We start from the raw sequence: 22,080 nt of genomic DNA on the forward strand, positions 1-22,080 counted from the left end.
TCATAGGCGCGTCTCTATCCTTCAAGCAAGCTGCCCTGTGGGCGGCAGCTTTGAATGGATACGAGAGTGGAAAAACTATTTGCACGGCGGGTTGATGCGCCGGTTCTCACGCTGGCGGTTGCACTGTTGCTGGCAAGCGCCAGCAACCAGACATTCTGGTCGACCTTTACACAGGCCACAGGCGGCGCCTCGCTGGACAGGCTGCCCTTGCTGACAGGGGCATTCCTCATGCTTGTCCTGTTCTTCAACGCGTGCCTGACCATGGCGAGCTTCCGCTATGTCGCGAAACCGGTATTGATCGCATTGATACTGACGGCATCGGCTGCCAGCTATTTCATGGCGTCCTATGGGATCGTCATCGATAAGGCCATGGTCCAGAATGTCTTCGAGACGGATGCGCGCGAAGCGATGGAGCTGATCAGCTGGCATTTGGCGGCGACGGTCTGCCTGCTCGGCGTGCTGCCGTCGCTGCTGATTGCGCGTGCCAGGATCCATTTCCCGCAAGGACCAAAGGGACTCATGCAGCGCTTCGGCATTGCGGCGGGATCGCTGGCGCTGGCGGCCTTGCTGCTCATCCTGTGTTTCAAGAGCCTGGCGCCAGTACTGCGCGAGCATCGGGAGCTGCGTTTTCTCGTGACTCCCACCAATTTTATCCAGGCGACGCATGGCTATCTGCGCAAGCGATTGGCTGCCAGCCTCGTCGTGGCTCCCCTTGGCCGCGACGCGGTCAAGGGCGCGACCTGGACCGGCCAGGAGCGCAGAACGCTCACCGTCATCGTGGTCGGCGAAACGGCACGTGCCGCGAACTTTTCGCTCAACGGATATGCTCGCGAGACAAATCCCTTGTTGGCGCGGCAAGCGGGGCTGATCAATTTTTCGAACGTGCGTTCTTGCGGTACAGCGACCGCGGTGTCAGTACCGTGCGTGTTTTCGGCACTCGGCCGGGATGGGTACAGCCAGTCGAAGGCCACCAGCCAGGAAGGATTGCTCGACGTACTCACGCACGCCGGCTTCGACGTCATCTGGCGCGATAACAACTCCGGATGCAAGGGTGTGTGCGCCCGTGTGAAGTACGAAGATCTGTCGAAGCCGGCGGGGCCTGACAGCCATTGTGGCGCTAAGGAGTGCTACGATGAGCGTTTGCTCGAAGGTTTGCCTGAGCTGATCCGCAACAGCACCAGGGATCTCGTCATTGTGTTGCACCAGAAAGGGAGCCACGGCCCTGCTTATGCGAACCGTTACCCACGCGCGTTCTCAAGGTTCGGGCCGGTGTGCACATCCAACCGGTTCGAAGAGTGTTCGCGTGAATCCATCCAGGCCGCGTATGACAACACGATCCTCTACACCGACTACTTTCTGAGCAAGACCATCGATATGTTGCGCGACATCGCGGGAAGCGGGGGCCTCGATACGGCCATGCTGTATTTCTCCGACCATGGAGAGTCGCTTGGAGAAAACAACATGTACCTCCATGGCGCCCCGTATTTCCTGGCGCCGCGCGAGCAGACCGACGTCCCCATGATGCTGTGGATGTCGCCAGGCTTCAGCGAACGCTTTCGTCTCGATCGACGCTGCCTGAACGAACGGCGCAGGCAACCGCTATCGCATGACAATGTGTTTCATTCCGTCCTCGGGATGCTCGATGTGAATACCGCGGTACTCAATCCACGGCTCGACCTGTTCCATTCCTGTGTCAGGGGAGGCTGATGCGTCGGCCTCGTCACCTTGCTTGTCCGACACTGTTGGGCTACCGCGCGGCACGAAGGATCGCTGTCGCACTTATCGCCGGGGCCTTGTCGACGCTGTGGATTGGACGTTACTCCGATGTCGATCTGCTGCTCGCCGATGCGCTGTTCGACGCCGCCAGCAATACTTTTCCCTGGCGCGATGCATGGCTCACCGACACCTTCGGACACGTGATCCTGAAGCGGGTGCTGACGCTGGCGGCGCTGGCCTTTATCGGGTGTGCTGTGGTCGATGCGTTCCGGCCCTTGCCACGACTGGGTGTCCTGGGCCGGCTCCGCCTGCGCATCGTCGCATCGTCCGCGATACTGGTCCCGGCCCTGATCAGCCTGCTGAAGCAGCTCAGTTCATCGCACTGCCCATGGGACCTTTCCCGTTACGGAGGCGAGCAGCCTTATGTCCGGATTTTCGACGTACTGCCAGACGGCGCGATTCCTGGCCGCTGCCTTCCTGCTGGCCACGCCTCGAGCGCACTGTGGCTGTTGTCGCTGGCGGTCTACTGGCTACCTGCTCAGGCTCGCGCAGCCCGGATAGCGGCCTTTTCAGGTATCGCTGCCGGCAACTTTCTCGGGCTTTTGCAGCAACTGCGCGGTGCTCATTTCCTCACCCACAGCCTTTGGTCGATCTGGATCGCAAGCGCGACCGTGGTCCTCGTCATCCTTGTTCTTCAGGGGAGGCAAGCCGGCGCTGCCCTGTCTTGCCCGCCGGCTCCCGCCGCAACGCAGAAGCGGCACAGGCTTGACCCTGAAACGGACATTTCCGAAACCGCCTGATTAACCCGGCTCGCTTACCAATCGCGCAGCCGACTATTCCAAAAGGTCTACAACCATGCTTCAGGATAAGCAAGAGGTCAGTGAATTCAAGAGCACCAGCGGTCTGGCTCGCATCGTGGCCGCGTCACGTTATTCCGCCCGCGGTTTAAGAATCGCATGGAAGTACGAATACGCGTTCAGGCAGGAATTGCTCATGTCGGTACCGGCGCTGTTCGTCGCACTGCTCCTGCCCGTTTCGGTGCTGGAAAAACTGGCCCTGGTGCTGGTGCTGGCGCTGGTATTGATTGTCGAGCTGCTCAACTCCGCGATCGAAGCCGTCGTCGACCGCATTTCTCTGGAACGGCACCCACTATCCAGGAACGCGAAGGATCTGGGCAGCGCGGCGGTATTCCTGGCGGTGGCCGTTGCGGCAGTCACCTGGACCGTGATCGTGGCGCCGGTTTTGCTGAAGTAAGCACAATGGTCCTCCGATGGAGGACCATTGCCATCGAGCGAGCGCTATTCAAGGCCCTTGTTCGGGCAAGGTGTACTTGCGCTCGCGGTAGAGTAGCGAGGGCAGAATAACGTGAGCCATTGCCTTGCTCACTTGCAGTTTGTCGGGCGCACCCGCCTGAAGATCCAGTTTTCCGCTCTGGGCATCATAGTTTCCAAGCAGTGGATGCTGGCGCGGACGCAGGATCGTCGCCGACCCGTCTTCGAGCCAGGCGAAATAATTATCGAACTGGAGCATGGCGCGGCCAGGGGTGCTGCTGTCTCTTGCAAAGTCCCGGCCGATCATCGGATGCATGCTCGAAACGCCCATCAATGACAGCAGGGTCGGTCCAAGATCGATCTGGCTGGCGATCGTTCCAATCCGTTTCGGTGCAATGTCCGCCCCCAGGATGAGTCCCGGGATATGGAACTTCTTGACGGGCACCAGACTATTGCCGTAGACGCGGTTGTCATGATCGGCAACGACGAGAAATAGGGTGTCTTTCCAGTACGCCTGCTTCTTCGCTTCGGCGATAAATTTCCCGAGCGAGTAGTCCGCATACTTGACGGCGTTGTTCACCGTTTGCTTGACCGGATCGTGAAGCGTAATTTTTCCGTCCGGAAATTCAAACGGTTCGTGATTCGATGAGGTGAAAATCAGGCTGAAGAACGGTTTCTCCTGGGCATGAAGTTCCTTCAGGCGTTCCAGCGACTTGTTGAACAAGTCCTCGTCGGACGCTCCCCAGCTTCCCGTGAAGGCCGGACGCATTTCCCGTATGTCGACCACGCGCTGGAATCCGTTCCCGGTGAAGAAGCTGCGCATATTGTCGAAATGCGCTTCGCCGCCATACACGAATTCAGTATGATAGCCCTGCTGTTTCAGTCCTGCCGCAATCGTGTAAAAGCCTTGCTGCGCGAGCGAGAGTTTGACCACGCTGCGGGCGGGCGTCGGTGCGTAGCCGGCCACGACCGCTTCGATGCCTCGCACCGAACGGGTGCCGGTCGCATAGAGCTGCTCGAACCACCAGCCTTCGCTCTTGAGCTTTTCCAGCTCCGGCGTCACTGGCAGTCCGCCCAGCGACTCGACGAAGGTCGCGCCCAGACTTTCTTGCAGGACGATTACCAGGTTAAGCGGCCGGTTTCGCGCGATGGCGGCTTGCTGGAAATGTAGAGTCGGAGTGTCGGTATTGCTGAACGTATAGCCGTGCAGCCAGGGCGCTGATTTAACTTCTCGAAAAACTTGTTCCCGCGGGAATGCCCCATAGATGTCGGAGGAGACTGCTTCTTTCTTCAGGGAGTTGAGCGCGTCCAGCACCGACCATGCCGAGTTGATGATGAGCGAATTGACCATCGCGTCACCGGTCAGCGCAAAGAAGGCCGGGTTGGCTGGGCGGTGCCCCGTGGTCGACCGGATCTGCATCAGTACGATCAGGCACAGAACCGGCCATACGAGCAGCAGTTTCCTTGCGGGCCACATGCTTATGCCGGGCGAAGCACGCCTGAGCAGATCGAAAATCAACAGGCCGAGGCCGATCGTCAATCCGACGCCGGTCACCACCGCGATGCGAAAACCATTCCACAGCGTCGCGAACACTTCCTTCGGGTAGGCAAGGTACTCGATGAACAGGCGGTTCGGCCTGACGTCGTATTGCATCAGGAATTGAGGCGAGGACAATTCCATAAACAAGATGAAAATAAGAGCAACAGTGCCCCAGGCAATGCTCACAGTCCTCCACACGCGTGCGAACGAGCGGTAGGCGAGCAAGGGGGCCAGCAACAGGGGAAGCACCTCGAAGTACCCCAGCAGGATCAGGTCCGCGCGCAGGCCCTGGACGAACAGCGAAGCCGGGATCGCGGCCGCTTCGACGCGGTCCCACTGCCATGCGACCAGCGCGAACCTGGATAGCGACAGGATGACCAGGCCGATGAGCAGCATCTGGAGCGTGCCGGCAAAGGGGCCTGCCCAGCTGCTTGACCGTGCAAGACGGTGCGCACAGTGATGAAAGATCGAGGTTTTACCAGGCAATGCATTGCTCATAGATATTTGCGGATGGGGTTGTCAGTCGCTCAAAAATACTGCCGCACTCCAGGCAGGAGCGGTTGACGTGGACCGCCGCTAAGACAGGAAGTCTCCCATCGCAGGGGAAGCGAATAGTGCATAGGGGAAAGTGGAGGGCGATCTTAGGACAAGCGCCGTTAGGACGGCGTTAAGGCGCCGTTAAGATCGCGTTAAACCAAATCGAATGCAAGCGGCCGATAGCGTCTAATTATCCCAGCAGCCGATGAAGCCTGGCGGCGCCGTCGACCAGCACCCGGCGCCCGTCGTTCCGCCCTGATTCACTGAAGGATATCCTTCTTCACCGGTACGTAGCGGTAGGGGGCGTGATCGGCAGCCGCATCGCAGCTTTCACGTGCGGACGAGGCATCGAGCAGAACCCAGTTGCGGCGATGGGCTTCGCCAAGAACGCGTTTCTTCGCCAGGTCGAAGCAGCGCAAGGCCAGGCCATCGGGGAGGAGGAGCACGCGCGTCGGGTCTGCGCGCATCCAGCGCCAGGCATTCCATTCCTGCCGCGGCAGCGGCGCCAGATAGCTGAAGTGGACCAGAGGCCGGTCTGCGAACAGCAGGAACTGTTCCTTGAACTCGAGCATGCCCACTTCCGCTTCCGGGGCAAGGCGTCGTTCGAGTTCCTGCATGATGGCGCGCGGCGTCCGAAGTGGGTTGAGGATGGGCCATAGCCAGAAAGAGACGAACAGCCAGGTCAGCACGCTGGCCAGGGCGAGCTGTTCGAACAATGCGCGTTTGCGCAACAGCCAGACAATGCCAGACAGCGCCAGTCCGAGGACGAGCAAGCCCGGAGCCAGCGCCGCGACGGCGTCGGCATAGTCGTCCGCCCGGGACGGGAGGTGCTCGGGGGCAAACAGCGCGACCGCCGCAAGCAGGATCAGCAGCAGCCCCATGATCGCGAGCGCCGCACGCAACACGACAGCCGTGCCGCGGCGCCCTTCTGCCGGCGCCTGTTCCCAGACGTAGGCGAGCGCCAGGGCGAACATCGGCAGCGCGGGCAGGATGTAGACCTCGCGCTTGCCGGGGCTGATGGAAAAGAAGAGCAACACCAGTGCAACCCAGCTCAGCAGTACGCGCAGCGCGGCGCTGGAGGGCCACAGCTTCCTGATCCTGCGCAGCCGCAGCAGGAACAGCACGGCCAGCGGAAACCACATGCTCGGCAGCGCAATCGTCAGGTAGTAGTGCCAGGGCTTGATGTGATGCCAGGCATTGGCATAGCGTTCAGCGGTTTGCCTGAGCAGGATGTTGTCGCGGTAAGCCAGCAGTTCCGGACTCTGGATGCGTTCGACCGCGATCCACATCGGCACCAGCCACAGCGCCAGTGTGCCCAGCAACAGGGCCGGTCCCCACCACGCGCGCATGGACCAGACCTGCCGCCCGGACGCGGTGGCGGGGCGGCCCCAGATCGCCAGCGGTATCAGCATCAGTGCGGGAAGGAAACCGACGCCCTTGGTCACGATGCCCAGGGCCATCGCCACCCAACTGGCGGCATACCAGCCCCAGGCCGGACCGAGCAGAAAGTGACGGAGCAGTCCGTAGCAGCCGAGGGTGATCCAGAAGCAGACCAGCGCATCGATTTGCGCGCCCTTGGCCTGCAGCAGGAACTGCGGCGTGAACGCGAGCGCAAGCACAGCCGAACGCGCGACCTTCTCTCCCCACAGGCGCCGCCCGAGGTCGAATACCAGCCACAGCGTCCCCAGGCCCGCCAGCGCACTGGGCAGCAGAAATGCGATCTTCAGTTGTCCGGTCAGTTGGTAGAAGAGGGCGATGAGCCACATGAAGATGGGCGGCTTGTCCGGATAGAACTCGCCGCCGCGCGTGGGGAAGAGCCAACGGCCCGATTCCACCATTTCGCGGGCGACCTGGGCAAAGCGCGGCTCGTCGGCAGGCCAGGGGTCGCGCAGCCCGATGCCGGCGAACAGGGCCGCGATCAGCAGGGCAGCGATCCACGGCCACCAGCTTGCGTCTTGCCTAGCACTGGGATTGGATGGGAGTTGCATGCGTTTGTCCTCGGATTTCCTGTAGCCGCTGCTTGAAGCCATGATGGTAGAGATAGAGCACGAGCGCCGTGGACAGCACCAGCATCAGCAGGCTGATCCAGAGCTGCTGCTCGTCCTGCAAGGCCAGGCCTGCGCCGGCAAAGCTGAACAGCAGCATTTGAGGAAGGTAGCCCAGCAGGCTGCCCCAGAACACCGCCGGTATGCTCAGCCTGGCAAGCGCCACCGCGATGTTGGTCGCCAGGTTGCTGCCGACCGGCATCAGGCGCACCGTGCAAATCCACAGCCAGGTGTCCCCCGCCAGCAGCCTGCGGATGAAGGCGACGCGTTCGCCATGGCGCCTGAGCATGCGCTCCATGCCGATATTGCGCACCCAGTAGATCGCCAGCAGGGCGCCGAATCCGGTAAGAAGGGTGCTCAGCAGCGCACCCGCCAAGCCCCCCATCAAGTAACCGCAACTGAAGGCGAGCAGCTGGCGCGGGCCCCCGAGCGCGGTGTACACGACGCCGGTGATCACGAAAACAGGCCAGGCAATCGTCCAATGTCGTTCGAACAGCCGGTCCAGCAGGTCCATTTCGGTGAAGGATCCCCACCACTGGAAATGGAGGGAGGCAAAGCCCAGCGCCAGCAGGCAGCTCAGCAGCAGCGGCTTGAGGAGCAGTTTCAGTTCGGCTTTCACTGCTGCACTTCCATGCGTTCGATCAGCGGCAGCTTGCTGCGCCGGATCAGCCAGCTGACACCCCACATGTCGACGATGCCGACCCACAGCCGGTTCCAGGCCGTGTATTTCGATACGCCGGCGGTGCGGTGCCGATGGTGCACCGGCACGACCGCGATCGCGCCGCCCAGGCGCTTGACCAGCGCCGGCACGAAGCGATGCATATGGTCGAAGTAGGGTAGGCCAAGCCAGGTTTCGCGCGGCACCAGCTTGAGTCCGCAGCCGGTATCCGGTACGCCGTCGTCGAGTATGCTGCGGCGCACGGCATTGGCGATGCGCGACTGGATTTTCTTCCAGCGCGTGTCGCGCCGGTTCTTGCGGAAACCGGCAATGCAGAAATGCCGGTGCTTCTCTTCCAGGGTCAGCCCCTGTGCCACCAGTGCCGGAATGTCGGCCGGGTCGTTCTGGCCGTCACCGTCTATCGTGACGAAAAAACGCCCGGCGGCGTGGCGCGCGGCGGTCCACAGGGCCGTGCTCTGCCCGGCACTTCGCGCATGGCGGATCAGCCGCGCCGGCGTGCCCGATTGCTGGCAATGCCGCAGGAACACAGCGCCGGTGTCGTCGCCGCTGCCATCGTCGACCAGGACTACCTCATGCGAATAGCGGCCGGCCAGGGCGCGATGAACCTCGTCCACCAGGTTCCCGATGTTGCCGGCCTCGTCCTTTGCCGGAATCAGCACCGATACCAGGAATGCTTGCTTGTCGTTTGTTTCCTCAGACATGTTGTTCAATCATTTATGAAGACGTTTATTGTGGCGTTCGATGAGCGGACAGCGTACACGACTTGATATGTCTTGCCCAACATCATTCTGCACCAGTCGACGTTAAATTCCCGTTAAACAATAATGCGGACGCAGGTCGTGGCAGCGCCCGCGCCATTCCCGGTCACGGACGACAGTCCGGTACGACGGCATTCCGGTACGACGGCATTCCTTAATCCTGCCTTAATCGGCGCCGCGTAGCATCCCACTCCGCAACGAAGAATTGCCCGTAATCAATACACGGCACACGTCGATGACGTGACCTGTTCGACAATCAGCGCGGTTCCGAGTTTGCGAACCCGTGAACAGGGCAGTGTCCAGCCTGGCGCAGCCCGCTACCATTCCAAGGCCATGCCCATTACCATTGGACTACTGCTCGCGCTGAGCTTCAGCGCGTCGCTTGCCGCGCTCGGCTTCCTGATCTGGGCCATCGCCCGCCGCCAGTTCGCGCTGTCGCAAAGCGATGCCTCCACGATCTTCGAGCCGGGCGAGACCGCCGCGCCCGACGACACCACCGCTTTCGGCCGTGCGCCGCAAGGCTCCCATGCCCACCGCTTCGACGTGATCCGTGAACGGATCGACGTCGCCGGGCGCCGCACCGTGTTGCTGATGGCGGCCGTGGCGGCGTTCTGGCTGGTGCTGGGCTCGGTGTTCGGCGTGATCGCTTCGCTCAAGCTGCACCTGCCGGACTGGCTCGTAGGCCACGCGCCGCTCACTTTCGGACGCATGCGCAGCATGCACCTGAACCTGGTCGCCTACGGCTGGCTGTCGGTCGCCGGCATCGCCTCGGCCTTGTGGATCGTACCGCGCATCTTCCACACGCCACTGCGTCACCCGGGCGTCGCCATGTTCGGCGCCATGGTCTGGACCATCGGCGTCGGCATGGGTGTGACTGCCATCGGCCTGGGCTACACCCAAGGCGTCGAATGGCTCGAGATCCCCTGGCAGATCGGCTTGCTGCTCGCGGTGGGCGGTGCCTGCCTGGCCTTCCCGCTGGTGATGACGGCACGCCACCGCAAGTCGCACCACATCTACGTGTCGGGCTGGTACTTCCTGGGCGGCCTGGTGTGGTTCCCGGTGCTGTACCTCATCGCCAACCTGCCTGGCCTGCATGCCGGGGTGCAGCACGCCACGGTGAACTGGTGGTTCGCGCACAACGTGCTCGGCCTGTGGCTGACCCCGCTCGGCGTGGGAACCGCCTATTACATGATCCCGAAGATCGTGGGCCAGCCGGTCTATTCGTACAGCCTGTCGCTGCTCGGCTTCTGGGGCCTGGCGCTGTTCTACAGCCAGGTCGGCATCCATCACCTGATCGGCGCCCCGGTGCCGACCTGGCTGGTGACGCTGTCGATCGTCCATAGCGTGATGATGTTCATCCCGGTGATCGCGGTCGCGATCAACCAGCACACCACGGTTGCCCGCAACGCCTGGGCCTTGAAGCAGTCGGTGGCCTTGCGCTTCGTGGCCCTGGGCGCGCTGATGTACACGCTGTCCTCGTTCCAGGGCTCGCTGCAGGCGCTGCGTCCGGTGAACTCGGTTACCCACTTCACGCACTATACGGTCGGCCATGCCCACCTGGGGGCCTACGGCTTCACCAGCATGGTGCTGTTCGGCGCCTTCTATTACATGCTGCCCTACCTCACCGGACGCGACTGGCCATGGCCGCGCCTGCTCAAGCTGCATTTCTGGCTGGTGGTCGGCGGCTTCGCGGTGTATTTCCTGGCGGTCTCCGCGGGCGGATGGCTGCAGGGCGTGGGGCTGCTCGACACGGGCCGTTCGTTCGAGTCCGTCACACGGGCGACCATCCCCTACCTGCAGGCGCGCTCGCTTGGCGGCAGCCTGATGACACTGGGCCACCTGGTGTTCGCCTTCCACATCGCCGCCCTGTTGATGGGCAAGGGCACCCTGCGCACGGCCATCGCCGGCGAGGCGCCCGCCGCTGCCAACGCTGGAGCCTGATCCATGAACCGCCTCATTCCGATTTTCGTCGGCGCCATCGCCATCCTCGCCTTTGCGACCCTGATGCTGGTGGTGATCCCCGGCGCCCAGATCCGTGACCAGGCGCCGGCGCCCGGCCTGGCCGACTACACGCCGCAGCAACTGGCGGGACGCCAGCAGTACATCAACCAGGGCTGCGTCTATTGCCACAGCCAGCAGCCGCGCGCGGCGGGGCAGACCCTGGCCGACCTGTCGAAAGGCTGGGGGCGGCCTCCGACCGCGGCCGACTTCGCCTATGACCGCCCGCACCAGCTGGGCACCATGCGAACCGGTCCCGACCTTCTCAATGTCGGCGCGCGCCTGCCGAGCCGCGACTGGCACCTGACGCACCTGTACCAGCCGCGCGCGATTTTCGACTGGAGCATCATGCCCGCCTATCCCTACCTGTTCGAGCGCAAGAAGCAGGCCGCGCCGGGCGACATCGTCGTCAAGCTGCCCCCGGAATTCCAGCCGAAGGGCGAGGTCGTGGTGGCGCGCCAGGAAGCGCTCGACCTGGCGGCCTACCTGCAGGGACTGAACCGAACCTATCCGGCGGCGCCGGCGGGCGAAGCCGTTCGCGACGAAGGCTACGCCTTGTCCAAGGGAGAACAGCGATGAACAAGAACGATCCGAGCAAGCGCCCGGCAGCGCCGCAGGTCGACGAGGCCTTCGATCCATGGGAGCGCACGCGCCCGATTCCCCTGTTCGTGGTGGCGCTCGTGTTCGCGCTGGCGTTCTGGGGCCTGCTGACCTATGTGTCCGAGTACCAGGCGCAGCGGCGGGCGCAGCAGCTCAAACAGCAGCACGCCGCTGCACCGGCCGCGGTGCGCGCTGCGCTCGCGCCACCGGCAGCGGCAAGCGGCCTGGGCGAGGTCGATGCGGCTACGCTGCAGATCGTCGCCGCCGGCAAGGGCCAGGCCTGGAGCTGCGCGTCCTGCCACGGCGCGGCCGGGGAGGGAGGTCTCAGCACGCCGCGCCTGGCCGGCCAGCCGGCCGCCTACCTGGCCAAGCAGCTGGAGGACTTCCGTTCGGGCCTGCGCCACAACGAGTCGATGGCCTTGGTGGCGCCCGCGCTGACGGACCAGGATATCGAGAAGCTGGCGCGCTATTACGCCGGCATCGAGCTGCGCACCACGCTGGCGCCCAGCCTGGGCGGCAACCTGGAACGCGGCAGGCTGATCGCCGAAAAAGGCGACTGGAAATCCAACGTCCCGGCCTGCTTCTCTTGCCACGGCATGAGCGGCGAGGGCGTCGCGCCCGGCTTCCCGGCCTTGGCCGGCCAACAGCCCGACTACATCTTCGCCCAGCTGGCGGCATGGCATGCGGGCGAGCGCAAGAACTCGCCGCAGAAGCTGATGGATGACATCGCGCGCCGCATGAACCCCGACGACATGCGCGCCGTTGCGGACTACCTCGGCTCGATGCCGCCGGCCGCGATACCTCCCGCCACGCCGCCCGCCACGGTGGCGCAAGGCGCTGCGCGCTCCGCCTCCACGCTGTGATGCCAACGCTTGAACCCGACAGAATATGAACGACCCGAAAAAAACCACGACGCAGTCTCCCTACGCCCTGGGCAGTACCGCCCGCCGCCTGGCCGCCGCGGCCGGCGGCGGCCTGGTGCTGTTCGCCTTTGGCGCCCTGGTGGTCCAGACCGGCGCCTGGCGCAGTTTCCAGACCGCTGCGGGCTTCACGCCCGAGACGCCGGCGCCGGCCGTTTCGCGCGAAGCCGCGGGGGCGGAAGCGCGCAAGGCGATGCTCGCCGCGCGTGCCGAGCGCAAGAAGGACAAGGAAGGCAAGGTGGCCGCGCCGCTGCAGCCGACCGGCCCGGACGGCTACTTCGTGCCGCCATCCGAGAGCGAGATGCCCGACGGTGCGGAAGGCGACGCGATCCGGCGCGGCCGCGACATCTTCATCCACACGCCGCAGTATGCCCAGCGCTATGTCGGCAACAGCATGGCCTGTGCCCAGTGCCACCTCGACGCGGGACGGCGCGAGAATTCGGCGCCGATGTGGGCGGCCTACGTGCAGTACCCGAAATACCGGGCCAAGAACAACAAGGTCAATACGCTGGAAGAGCGGATCAACGGCTGCTTCAACTATTCGATGAACGCGCAGGCTTCCGAGGCCGGCAAGGCGCCGCCGCCGGGCGACGACATCTACAAGGACCTGATGATCTACATGTACTGGCTTGCCGATGGCGCGCCTACCGGCGAGAAGATGCGCGGCGGCGGCTACATCAAGGTCAAGGAAACGCCGCAGGGATACGACCACGCGCGCGGCGCCAGGGTCTACGCGCAGAATTGCGCACTGTGCCACGGCGCCGACGGCCAGGGCCGCAAGGACGAGAGCGGCAAGCTGCGCTTCCCGCCGCTGTGGGGGCCGGAAGCCTACAACTGGGGCGCCGGCATGTCGCGCATCGATACCGCGGCGGGCTTTATCAAGGCCAACATGCCGCTCGGTAAGCCGTACAGCCTGTCGGACCAGGACGCCTGGGACGCGGCGGCCTACATCAACAGCCACGAGCGGCCGAAGGATCCGCGCCAGACCGGGACGATCGAGGAGGCGCGGGTGCGTTTCCACAACAAGGAAAAGAGCTACTACGGCAAGGAAGTGAACGGCAGGATCCTCGGCGTCGGCGTGGCCCGCGCCACCTCGGCCAGCGCGGCCAGTCCGGCCAAGGGTTAAGCAGGTGGAGGCGGCCTTCGCCGGCATGGACCGCGAGGCGCTGCGCCGCGCCGGGCGCATGGTGGTCAGCATCGAGGGCATGTGGTGCGCCAGTTGCGCGCTGGCCGTCGAGCGCACGATCGCGCGCGCGCCCGGCGTGACCGCGGCCAGCACCAGTTTTGCGGGCGGTTCGGCGCTGGTGCGCTGGGACCCGGAGCGCGTCGACCTCGATGAAGTCTTCTCACGCGTCGAGCGGCTCGGCTACGGCATCGTCCCGCTGGTCGAATCCCAGGAACTGGAGCGGCAGATCGATGCCCAGGCGCGCGCGGTCTGGATGCGGCTGGCGGTGGCCGGCTTTTTCGGGATGTGGAGCATGCTCGGATCGGTGGCGCTGTACCTGGACGCCGGGCTGGCCGCCTCGCCCCAGGGTTGGTGGGTCGCGCTCGCCGCCTGCCTGGCCGCGCTGCCAGTGGTGAGCTGGTCGGCCCTGTCCTTCTATCGCGCCGGCTGGCGCACCCTGCGCGCCGGCGTGCCCGGCATGGATGCGCTGGTGTCGACCGGCGTGCTGGCGTCCTGCCTGCTCTCGGCATGGTCGCTGCTGCGCGGCAGCGCCGATGTGTACGCGGACACCGCGACGATGCTCGTGAGTTTTCTGCTGTGCGGCCGCCTGATCGAACTGCACGCACGGCGGCGCAACTCGGTGGCGGTGAATGCGTTGCGCCAGGCGGTGCCGGAAACGGTACGCCGGATCGGCGCCGACGGCGTCCCGACGGAGGAAGCCGCGGACCGGGTCGGTCCGGGCGACCTGGTGCTGGTGCACGCGGGCGAGCGCGTCGCGGTCGATGGCACGGTCGTCGAAGGTGAAGGCGAGGTCGATGCGGCGATCGTGAACGGCGAGTCGGCTCCCTTGCCGGTCGCGCCCGGCGACAGCATCGTTGCCGGCTCCATCAACGTGTCGTCGCGGCTGGTACTGCGCGTCGAGCAGCCCTGGGGCCAACGTTTCATCGACCGCATCGGCGTGCGCATGCTCGAATTGCTCGGTACGAAAAGCGCCGCCGCCATGCAGGCGGAACGGTTCGCGCGCTGGCTGGTGCCGGGTGCGCTGGTGCTGGCGGCGGCCAGTTTCGCACTGGCCTGGGGCGCGAGCGGAGATCCGGTGCAGGCGGCGCTGCGTGCCCTGTCGGTATTGGTAGCGGCCTGTCCTTGTGCAGTCGGGCTGGCGCTGCCGCTGGCGTATGCCGCGTCGACCGCAAGTGGGGCGCGCCAGGGTATCCTGCTGCGCGATCCTGCTTCGCTCGAAGCGCTTGCCGGTGCGCGCGAAATCCTGTTCGACAAGACCGGCACGCTGACCGAAGGCATGCTTGAAGTACGCGAGGTGATCGGTTCGCAGCGCGCCGCTTCCGCCGAGGTACTGGCCCTGGCGGCGCGGGCGGAAGCTGACATTGCGCACCCGGTGGCGCGCGCGATCCGCACGGCGGCCGAGGCCGCAGGCATGGGCAGCGCCGGGGAGGGCTTGGCGCAACGCCATTCGCGCGGCTGCACCTGGCGCAGCAAGGACGGAAATCAGACGGTACTCGTGGGCAGCGCGGGTTTTGTCGAAGAGCAGGGCGTGGCCCTGCCGGCAAGTGCGCCGCCAGGCTGCACCAGGGTCGAAGTCGCGCGGAACGGAACATGGATCGGCGCCGTCCTGTTGCAGGACCGCATACGGGAAAGCGCCGCCGAGGCCCTGCGCACGTTTGCAGATGCGGGCATCCGCACCCGCCTGGTCACCGGCGACAGTGCGGCCGCCGCGGCCCAGGTTGCGCAAGCCGTCGGTCTTGGGCCTGAGCATGTCCACGCGCACTGTCTGCCCGAGGACAAGGTGAAGGTCCTCGAACGGGCCGGCAGACCCGCGGTGTTCGTCGGCGACGGTGTCAATGACGCGCTTGCCCTGGCCGCAGCCGACTGCGGCATCGCGGTTCAGGGTGCCGCGCCAGCGGCGGTCGCCACGGCAGGGGTGGTCATCGCGAGCGGCGGCGTCGAGCAGGTTGCCGCCGCCTGGCGGCATGCACGGCGCACCGTCCGGGTGGTGCGCCAGAACCTGGCGTTCTCCATGGTCTATAACGTGGCCGTGCTGGGGCTGGCCTCCAGCGGCATGGTGACCCCGGTTGCCGCTGCCTGCGCCATGCTGGCCAGCAGTCTGAGCGTGGTGCTGAATTCGGGAAGGCTGCTGTCCGGAATGAGCGCGGAGCATCGCGTCTGAACGCGACTGTACAGGTCACGCGCTATACTGCGATAGCCGACGCAGGCCCATTCGTTGCGGTTGCGTACGAGCCGGCCTGTTTCCTGATCCAATGGGAGGTCCTTTTTGGCGCCATGGCAAATAGGCGTACCATGGCCGGGTTCTCCTTACGTTCGCAATTTTTTTTAGCAGGTCGCCTTGGCGCATGCCGCCTCGGGGCGAGTCGCTGCGGACGGGAATCACGCCGAGTCGGATCTACGTGATGTGCGACGCGCCGCCGCGCGGCGCGGAGGTCGTCTTGGAGCCTCCCGAACGCGTATCCCCGCAGATGCGCGGCTCGATAAGGCAGGACAATGTTTCGGCAACAAAACTGGTTCCGGCGGCACACCGATATCCGAGCTAGCCGCGACTTTTTATGGTCAAGAAATAACCGATGCCTGGTAGTGCGAGCCCGAGGAGCGCAACTGGCAGCTCATTCTTCCGGACGCCCGCGACTTCGGGTGCCATCGTGGGGTTTTCAGTTCCAACCCCTTTTCACCAGAATAGAGAAAAGCAGTTGCCTGCGCGCCAAAGATTATCGCAGGCAATAAGGCAGCGATCGCAGTATTGACGCGGTGATCGAACGGCCGACCTGCCAGGGACTAAAGACCGGATACGCCCGCCAAACTTGCGGCACTGATTGACATAGCATCGTGGAACTTCGCGTGCGGCGTCCACTTCGGATTGAACATGTGGGTCTTGTTCATATCGGCTATCCAACCGCCTGTCATTGCGGCGATGTTAGCGACATAAAGTATTTTAACCCCAAGGTTGGGTCTTTTTTTCGACGAGGCCGATATACTTGAGCTCATGGTTCCTCCATATAACTAGGTACAATGTGCACGCCCGCTCCACAATCGATTCGCTGTGCTGGTATAGGCCATAGACGGGTACATAACCATCTTGTCTGAGGATTCGGCGTGAGCGTTTGCCTAGACAGCGAACCGAAGTAACAAAAAATTCTGATTTGTAGTCGTGAGAATAAGGATCGATTACTTAACGCGATGCTTGCGCACGTTTGCGGCGTGCTTCGCCTCAGCGTTGCTGGGTTCGGCACAGCAGCGACGCACGCGGTAGCTTTGCGGAAGCTGCAAGGCTGGGCTATCATAGTTGCTGGGCTGACCAATTCATCAAACATGAGTGTACATACCGCCGGCAACGACGACAACATTGCAGAATCAGCCTCGGAACTGCTGCATGGCATTGGCCTGCAAGCAGGCATTGACACCCCCAAGCTGGCACCGCATGCCGCAGTGACTACGCCAGTCCCCGTGCGGGCATTCCTCTCTCTCGCCGCGATCTGTAAATGACGCGGCACTCCCCGGAAACTGGAGCCGGAACCGAGTCCGCGACGTCATCGAAACAGATCGGCGCGATCTATTTTGCCTTGGTCACGATGATGGCGCTTGCAGGGCTGGACCAAAGCATCGTTGCCACTGCCTTGCCGCGTATCGGCGCAGAGTTCGGCAACATGTCGGACCTGGCGTGGGTGGTGACGGCCTATGCTTTGGCTTCGACCGCGGTCATGCCTCTTTACGGCAAGCTCAGCGACCAGTACGGACGCAAGCCGCTGCTCTATTTCGCGATCATCAGCTTTTTGATCGGATCGATCCTGTGCGGCCTGGCGCAAGACCTGCCGCAGCTGATCGGATTTCGTGCGATCCAGGGCATTGGCGCGGGCGGCTTCCTGCCGCTGGCACAAATCGTCATTGGGGATTTGGTGCCGCCTGCCGAGCGCGGACGGCGCCATGGGCGCATCGTGGCGATCTACGCTTCCACGACCGTCATCGGTCCCGTGTTGGGCGGGATCTTGACGGACCTGCTATCCTGGCACTGGATTTTCTATATCAATATGCCGGTCGGCGTGCTTGCGCTGTTTCTCATCGCTAGGGCGATGCCCGCGGCTACCCGGACCATCCGGCACAGTATCGACTACCTCGGCTCCGTTTTGCTGATCGGTTCGGTGACCTCAGCACTGCTCGTACTGGCTCTCGGGGGGAGTGAGTGGCCATGGGAGTCTCCGCCGGTAGCTTACCTGACGCTCGCGGCGATCGGCATGCTTGCGCTGCTGATGTTCCACGTGCATCGCGTGCCAGAGCCGGTCCTGCCGCCGGACCTTTTTCACAGCCGGGTATTCAACGTCGGCAGTGTGGTCATGGCCTTCACCTTTGTCGGCATGATGGGCGCGAGCATGTTTTTCCCGATACTTTTTCAGCTGGTTATGGGGGCCAGTCCGGCCAATTCCGGATTGCTCACGATGCCGCTGATGGTAGGCATGGTGCTCGCGTCGTTGGTCAACGGACGCCTGATGAGCCGCGACAGCTTCGACTACAAGCGAATGCAGGTCATCGGACTGGGCATGGCGCTCGCCGCGTTCGCTGTTCTTTCATGGGCGATCGCGCAGTCGCTTGGCTTCATCGTTATCGAGCCCGCCATGTTCGTGCTCGGGGCGGGCCTGGGGTTGGTGTCGCCCAATATGACCATTCTGGTTCAGACCGCATTGGCGGCGCCGCGCCGCGGTATTGGAACGGCAATGCTGAGTTTTTTCCGCTCCCTAGGTGGCCTGGTCGGCGTCGCCGGTTCCGGCGCCATCCTGGCGCAGCACCTGCATGGTCGGGCACCGACCCCGGTCATCTACCGGCAAGCGATTGCCGACATGTTCATAGCGGGTACCATCATGGTCGCGATCGCGTTGGCCGTCATGATGTTCATGCCGTCGAGCGTTGGGGAGAAGGCGAAAGAAGGGGATCGGGTGCGCGCTTGATGTTCTGGTTCACTCGACCCCAACCATTTGGCCACGGATACTATTGGTTCGGCTAACCCTATGGCCACAGAAAACCCAAATAATTTCCCGATGCCCGAACGCTACCTGCAAATGTATCCGTTGCACTGCCACATCGCCGACGAATTCATCAAGGGTCTCTGGGCGCACCCCGGACAGGCACCTTCCTCGGCACCCGCATCGACAATCAAGGTGCAGCGCTTGGCGGAAGCGGCCAGTTCAATGGCTGTTGCGCTTCCCCGGCGGCGCCAGCGTGACCGCCGCACTGAGACCGAAGAGCCCGCCGGATTGTGGAGCGCTCGTTTTGTTACCTCAAGAAAGAAGAACCATGGCTGATCTAGTACTGAACGACGGCTCCGAGGTCGCCGCGTTGAAAGAGCGCGAGCGGTTTGCGCAAATCCTCGTCCTGTTCGGACGACATGGCCTGAAGGGACTGTCTGCCAGGCTCGGCCTAGGAAGCGGCGGAGACGAGACGCTCGACAGCGCCCGCCCGGAGGCGGTCGTCGCGCTGTTGCGCGACATCGGCCCGGTTGCCGTCAAGTTCGGCCAGATCCTTGCGATGCGCAGCGATCTGCTTGATCCGGAATGGATCGAGGCGCTCACCAGCCTGCAGGACCGGGTTCCACCGCTTCCTTTCCAGACCATGCGGCCGCTGATCGAAGACGCCATTGGCGGGTCGATCGAGAGCTGTTTCAGCAGTTTCGACGAGAAAGCGATCGCAGCCGGGTCCATCGCCCAGGTCCACGCCGCGACCTTGCTCGACGGCCGTGACGTCATCGTCAAGGTCCGTCGTCCCGGGATCGAGCGGATCGTCGACGCCGACCTGCGGATTCTGCGGCGCCTGGCCCGTATCGCCGAGCGCACCATACCGGAAGTCGCACGGCTCAAGCCGGACGAGTTGCTGCGCTACTTCGCCGAAAGCCTCGACCGCGAAATGGATCTCGGGGCGGAAGCGCGCGCCAGCAATGCGATCGGCGCCTTCCTCAAGGATCTCGGTGTTCGAACCGCCCGGTTCGACTGGGAGCTTTCCGGCAGGCGGGTAAATATCCAGGAGCGGCTGCGCGGCATTCCGGCGAGCGACCTGGAGACGGCGCGCCGGAGCCAGCTCGATCTCAGTGCGCTGGCCAGCACCTATGCACAGGCGGTGCTGCGCATGATCCTTATCAACGGTCACTTCCATGCCGACCCGCACCCCGGGAACGTATTTTTCCTCGAGGACGGAACGCTTGGGCTCATCGATTTTGGCGCGGTCGGGACGCTCCTGCCGAAGCGCCGGGAGGAACTGGTTCGGCTCGGTCTCGCGATTGCGTCGCAGGACACGGGCGGCGTGGTCGACATTCTCATGCTATGGGCCGGGGAGCCCAGTGTCGACCGGACCAGGCTGGAAGAGGCGCTGGCCGACCTGATCGACCGCTTCAGCAACGTCCTGCTCGAGCAGATCGACCTTGGCGACATCTTCCAGCGCGTCTTTGCCCTATTGCGCGAATTCCATCTCACCCTTCCACCCGATCTGGCCCTGGTGCTCCGGACGCTGCTCACGGCCGAGGGTTTTGTTCGACGGACCGATCCCTATTTCAACATCGCCAGCGAACTGGCTCCGATCGCCAAGGATTTGATTCGGGAGCGCATCCGACCCGCACGACTGCGCGGCGAAGCGGGCAAGCTGCTGGCATCGCTGGGAAGGGCGGTGCTATCGACCCCGAACTTGGTCAGGCAAATCGAGAAGGTAGCCCGAACCGGGGCGATCACAGTCAGCATCGCCCCCGCGGACCTTGAGCGACTGCGCGACAAGGCGCGTGGCGGCGCGGCCACTCCCCCGGTTTATCCCGCTGCGCTCGCTGTCTGCGCCGCGATCGTCTCCTCCTCCGAACCGCAGCTGGCGGCCCTGCTGGCGTTGCTTTCCGTGGCACTGGCCATTGTGGGCTGGCTAAAGCAGCGATGACGCTGGCATCTGGCAGCCTGAACTCGCGGAAGCACGGGCGCACGTTCGCTTTGTCCGGGTCAGGAGCGCGGCCATCCGGCGTCCTCGATCGCAAGCGCCGGATCGGCACCGTCCCAGCGGTTGGCGAGCAGGCGGCGGCCATTGATGCCATCCGCATCGGCCGAGACCAGCCACAATAGCGGCGCCACGATGATTTCCGGTTCCAGCAGCGTGGCGCGCACCGCATCGGGCAGGCCCGGCGGGATCATGCCGGTCGCGGTCGCTCCTCCCGGAAGCAGCGCATTGACCGTTACACCAGTGCCTTCCAGGTCCTGCGCCCAGATGATGGTTTCGGATTCCAGCGCGGCCTTCGACGGACCATAAGGCGAGAAGCCCCGCCGGCGCATGGTGTCGTGGTTCATCGAGATGTTGACGATGCGCCCCCGGCCTGCCCGGAGCAGGTGTGGAACGGCGGCGCGCGCCATCAGGAAAGGGCCGTTGACGTTGGTATCCATGACCATGCGCCAGGTCTCCGGCTCCACTTCCCAGAACCTGGGGGGCTCGACAAGAAAACGCTCGCTGGCGTACTTCATGCCGCGTCCGGCATTGTTCACCAGAATGTCGAGTCGCTGCCACTGCGCCAGCGCGGCGTTCACGACCCGTTCGCAATCTTCGGCATTGCGCACATCCGCCATCAGCGGCAGCACACGCTGCTCGCCGCACTCTGCATGCATCTCGGCGGCCACCTGTTCCAATTCCGCGCTTTCCCGTGCGGCCGTGGCGATTACACGCGCTCCCGCCCGCGCTAGCCCCAGGGTCATCGCACGTCCCAGTCCGCGTCCACCGCCGGTGACGATCGCGACGCGCCCGTCCAATGTTTTCCAATCCATGGCGCTCAACCGTTCAAGGCCTGCATCTGCGAATCGTCATACCGCTCCCCAGCGGCAGCGCCGGGTGGCAGGATGCGATCGATACGGGCAAGGTCCTCGTCGCTCAGCCGGACATCCAGCGCACGGACGTTGTCCTCCAGATGCGGCCGTCTCTTGCTGCCGGGGATCGCCACGATATCCTCGCCCTGCGCCAAGACCCAGGCCAGCGCAAGCTGGGCCGGGGTACAGCCCTTCTCTGCGGCGATGCGCCCGACTTCGGTGACCAGGTCCAGATTGCGCTGGAAGTTCTCCCCCTGGAAGCGCGGCGAATGGCGCCGGTAGTCACGCTCTTCGAGGTCCTCGATCCGCTTGATCTGGCCGGTCAGGAACCCGCGTCCGAGCGGACTGTACGCGACATAGCCGATGCCGAGTTCGCGCACGGCAGGCAGGATGGCGTGCTCGGGATCGCGGCTCCAGAGCGAATACTCGGTCTGCAGCGCACTGATGGGATGAACTTGATGGGCGCGCCGGATCGTTTCCGGCGCGGCTTCAGACATGCCGAGAAAGCGCACCTTGCCGGCACGCACCAGGTCCGCCATTGCACCAATGGTTTCCTCGATCGGCACGCCGGGATCGACCCGATGCTGGTAATACAGGTCAATATGGTCGACACCCAGCCGCTGCAGGGAGGCATCGCAGGCCTGCCTCACATACTCCGGATCGCCGCGTACCCCGAGAAACTCTCCGTTGTCGCCGCGCACGTTGGCGAATTTCGTTGCCAGGATCACCTGATCGCGCCGGTCGCGGATCGCCTTGCCGACCAGTTTCTCATTGGTGAACGGCCCGTACATGTCGGCCGTATCGAGCAAGTTGATCCCGCATTCCAGGGCGCGGTGAATGGTGGCGATTGACTCTGCTTCGTCAGGCTGGCCATAGAATTCCGACATGCCCATGCAGCCCAGGCCGAGCGCGGAAACCGTCAAGCCTTGTTGCCCTAATGTTCGCATCTTCATGTGAATTCTCCCGTGGTTCGTAGTTAAGAAATGCTATCGACGTCGCGGCGATTCCGGGCAGCTGCC

The 22,080-nt window shown here is 63.9% G+C and carries 18 protein-coding genes; 11 read left to right on the forward strand and 7 right to left on the reverse strand.

Going from position 1 to position 22,080, the window contains the following annotated elements; genetic code table 11:
• The first annotated feature begins 66 nt into the window (after positions 1 to 66).
• The 3 genes from AC56KW_RS13210 to AC56KW_RS13220 are packed head-to-tail and all read left to right on the forward strand — an operon-like array spanning position 67 to position 2,970.
• A complete protein-coding gene (locus tag AC56KW_RS13210) occupies positions 67 to 1,707 on the forward strand; it encodes a phosphoethanolamine transferase (protein ID WP_497171185.1) in 1,641 nt (546 codons plus the stop codon).
• A gap of 35 nt (positions 1,708 to 1,742) precedes the next feature.
• Entirely contained in the window at positions 1,743 to 2,516 is a 774-nt protein-coding gene (locus AC56KW_RS13215; protein ID WP_497171186.1) for a phosphatase PAP2 family protein, read from the forward strand.
• 55 nt (positions 2,517 to 2,571) lie between these two features.
• Positions 2,572 to 2,970, forward strand: coding sequence for a diacylglycerol kinase (locus AC56KW_RS13220; RefSeq protein ID WP_497171187.1), 399 nt, complete (start codon positions 2,572 to 2,574; stop codon positions 2,968 to 2,970).
• A 48-nt stretch (positions 2,971 to 3,018) separates the two neighbouring features.
• Here the strand turns inward: AC56KW_RS13220 and AC56KW_RS13225 are convergent, their stop codons facing one another.
• From AC56KW_RS13225 to AC56KW_RS13240, 4 genes are all read right to left on the reverse strand, one after another.
• Positions 3,019 to 5,025 carry an LTA synthase family protein gene (locus AC56KW_RS13225; protein ID WP_497171188.1) on the reverse strand — a complete coding sequence of 669 codons (2,007 nt, stop codon included), beginning with the start codon at positions 5,023 to 5,025 and terminating at the stop codon, positions 3,019 to 3,021.
• 299 nt (positions 5,026 to 5,324) lie between these two features.
• Entirely contained in the window at positions 5,325 to 7,052 is a 1,728-nt protein-coding gene (locus AC56KW_RS13230) for an ArnT family glycosyltransferase (protein WP_497171189.1), read from the reverse strand.
• Positions 7,024 to 7,728: a TVP38/TMEM64 family protein gene (locus tag AC56KW_RS13235; protein WP_497171190.1), complete on the reverse strand. Its 705-nt coding sequence runs from the start codon at positions 7,726 to 7,728 to the stop codon at positions 7,024 to 7,026. Before AC56KW_RS13235 ends, AC56KW_RS13230 begins: the two co-directional genes overlap by 29 nt.
• Positions 7,725 to 8,489 (reverse strand): glycosyltransferase family 2 protein, encoded by a 765-nt coding sequence (locus AC56KW_RS13240; RefSeq protein ID WP_497171191.1) that lies wholly within the window; start codon positions 8,487 to 8,489, stop codon positions 7,725 to 7,727. The genes AC56KW_RS13235 and AC56KW_RS13240 overlap by 4 nt, the downstream gene beginning before the upstream one ends.
• A 390-nt stretch (positions 8,490 to 8,879) precedes the next feature.
• On the opposite strand from AC56KW_RS13240, the gene AC56KW_RS13245 reads away from it, so the two are divergent.
• From AC56KW_RS13245 to AC56KW_RS13265, 5 genes are read left to right on the forward strand one after another with little or no spacing between them, the layout of a single operon-like run.
• Positions 8,880 to 10,487, forward strand: a complete 1,608-nt coding sequence (locus AC56KW_RS13245) for a cbb3-type cytochrome c oxidase subunit I (protein ID WP_497171192.1) — start codon at positions 8,880 to 8,882, stop codon at positions 10,485 to 10,487.
• A gap of 3 nt (positions 10,488 to 10,490) precedes the next feature.
• Positions 10,491 to 11,123 carry a cbb3-type cytochrome c oxidase subunit II gene (locus AC56KW_RS13250; RefSeq protein WP_497171193.1) on the forward strand — a complete coding sequence of 211 codons (633 nt, stop codon included), beginning with the start codon at positions 10,491 to 10,493 and terminating at the stop codon, positions 11,121 to 11,123.
• The gene (locus AC56KW_RS13255; RefSeq protein WP_497171194.1) at positions 11,120 to 12,007 is read left to right on the forward strand and encodes a c-type cytochrome; all 888 of its coding nucleotides are present in this window, start codon (positions 11,120 to 11,122) and stop codon (positions 12,005 to 12,007) included. Before AC56KW_RS13250 ends, AC56KW_RS13255 begins: the two co-directional genes overlap by 4 nt.
• A 25-nt stretch (positions 12,008 to 12,032) precedes the next feature.
• Positions 12,033 to 13,190 carry a c-type cytochrome gene (locus AC56KW_RS13260; RefSeq protein WP_027867974.1) on the forward strand — a complete coding sequence of 386 codons (1,158 nt, stop codon included), beginning with the start codon at positions 12,033 to 12,035 and terminating at the stop codon, positions 13,188 to 13,190.
• Between the two features lie 4 nt (positions 13,191 to 13,194).
• Positions 13,195 to 15,411 (forward strand): heavy metal translocating P-type ATPase, encoded by a 2,217-nt coding sequence (locus tag AC56KW_RS13265; protein ID WP_497171195.1) that lies wholly within the window; start codon positions 13,195 to 13,197, stop codon positions 15,409 to 15,411.
• 620 nt (positions 15,412 to 16,031) lie between these two features.
• Here AC56KW_RS13265 and AC56KW_RS13270 read toward each other — a convergent pair.
• The gene (locus AC56KW_RS13270; RefSeq protein WP_369094361.1) at positions 16,032 to 16,241 is read right to left on the reverse strand and encodes a DUF6640 family protein; all 210 of its coding nucleotides are present in this window, start codon (positions 16,239 to 16,241) and stop codon (positions 16,032 to 16,034) included.
• 494 nt (positions 16,242 to 16,735) lie between these two features.
• Between AC56KW_RS13270 and AC56KW_RS13275 the strand changes: the two genes are divergently transcribed.
• From AC56KW_RS13275 to AC56KW_RS13285, 3 genes are read left to right on the forward strand one after another with little or no spacing between them, the layout of a single operon-like run.
• Positions 16,736 to 18,193 (forward strand): MDR family MFS transporter, encoded by a 1,458-nt coding sequence (locus AC56KW_RS13275; protein ID WP_036216186.1) that lies wholly within the window; start codon positions 16,736 to 16,738, stop codon positions 18,191 to 18,193.
• 60 nt (positions 18,194 to 18,253) lie between these two features.
• Positions 18,254 to 18,547, forward strand: a complete 294-nt coding sequence (locus AC56KW_RS13280; RefSeq protein ID WP_497171196.1) for a hypothetical protein — start codon at positions 18,254 to 18,256, stop codon at positions 18,545 to 18,547.
• Positions 18,540 to 20,153, forward strand: a complete 1,614-nt coding sequence (locus AC56KW_RS13285) for an ABC1 kinase family protein (RefSeq protein WP_497171197.1) — start codon at positions 18,540 to 18,542, stop codon at positions 20,151 to 20,153. The genes AC56KW_RS13280 and AC56KW_RS13285 overlap by 8 nt, the downstream gene beginning before the upstream one ends.
• Before the next feature lie 59 nt (positions 20,154 to 20,212).
• Here the strand turns inward: AC56KW_RS13285 and AC56KW_RS13290 are convergent, their stop codons facing one another.
• Together AC56KW_RS13290 and AC56KW_RS13295 are read right to left on the reverse strand one after the other, a co-directional pair.
• Positions 20,213 to 21,022, reverse strand: a complete 810-nt coding sequence (locus AC56KW_RS13290) for an SDR family NAD(P)-dependent oxidoreductase (protein ID WP_051306776.1) — start codon at positions 21,020 to 21,022, stop codon at positions 20,213 to 20,215.
• Positions 21,023 to 21,027: 5 nt separating this feature from the next.
• Positions 21,028 to 22,014, reverse strand: a complete 987-nt coding sequence (locus AC56KW_RS13295) for an aldo/keto reductase (RefSeq protein ID WP_027867972.1) — start codon at positions 22,012 to 22,014, stop codon at positions 21,028 to 21,030.
• Positions 22,015 to 22,080 lie beyond the last annotated feature (66 nt).

This window comes from Telluria sp. RT2P19 (assembly GCF_059685725.1).

Coding starts and splice junctions, on each gene's coding strand:
- AC56KW_RS13220 (WP_497171187.1), top strand. CDS start 2,572: ATGCTTCAGGATAAGCAAGAGGTCAGTGAATTCAAGAGCACCAGCGGT.
- AC56KW_RS13225 (WP_497171188.1), bottom strand. CDS start 5,025: ATGAGCAATGCATTGCCTGGTAAAACCTCGATCTTTCATCACTGTGCG.
- AC56KW_RS13230 (WP_497171189.1), bottom strand. CDS start 7,052: ATGCAACTCCCATCCAATCCCAGTGCTAGGCAAGACGCAAGCTGGTGG.
- AC56KW_RS13240 (WP_497171191.1), bottom strand. CDS start 8,489: ATGTCTGAGGAAACAAACGACAAGCAAGCATTCCTGGTATCGGTGCTG.
- AC56KW_RS13245 (WP_497171192.1), top strand. CDS start 8,880: ATGCCCATTACCATTGGACTACTGCTCGCGCTGAGCTTCAGCGCGTCG.
- AC56KW_RS13250 (WP_497171193.1), top strand. CDS start 10,491: ATGAACCGCCTCATTCCGATTTTCGTCGGCGCCATCGCCATCCTCGCC.
- AC56KW_RS13255 (WP_497171194.1), top strand. CDS start 11,120: ATGAACAAGAACGATCCGAGCAAGCGCCCGGCAGCGCCGCAGGTCGAC.
- AC56KW_RS13260 (WP_027867974.1), top strand. CDS start 12,033: ATGAACGACCCGAAAAAAACCACGACGCAGTCTCCCTACGCCCTGGGC.
- AC56KW_RS13270 (WP_369094361.1), bottom strand. CDS start 16,241: ATGAGCTCAAGTATATCGGCCTCGTCGAAAAAAAGACCCAACCTTGGG.
- AC56KW_RS13275 (WP_036216186.1), top strand. CDS start 16,736: ATGACGCGGCACTCCCCGGAAACTGGAGCCGGAACCGAGTCCGCGACG.
- AC56KW_RS13280 (WP_497171196.1), top strand. CDS start 18,254: ATGGCCACAGAAAACCCAAATAATTTCCCGATGCCCGAACGCTACCTG.
- AC56KW_RS13285 (WP_497171197.1), top strand. CDS start 18,540: ATGGCTGATCTAGTACTGAACGACGGCTCCGAGGTCGCCGCGTTGAAA.
- AC56KW_RS13290 (WP_051306776.1), bottom strand. CDS start 21,022: ATGGATTGGAAAACATTGGACGGGCGCGTCGCGATCGTCACCGGCGGT.
- AC56KW_RS13295 (WP_027867972.1), bottom strand. CDS start 22,014: ATGAAGATGCGAACATTAGGGCAACAAGGCTTGACGGTTTCCGCGCTC.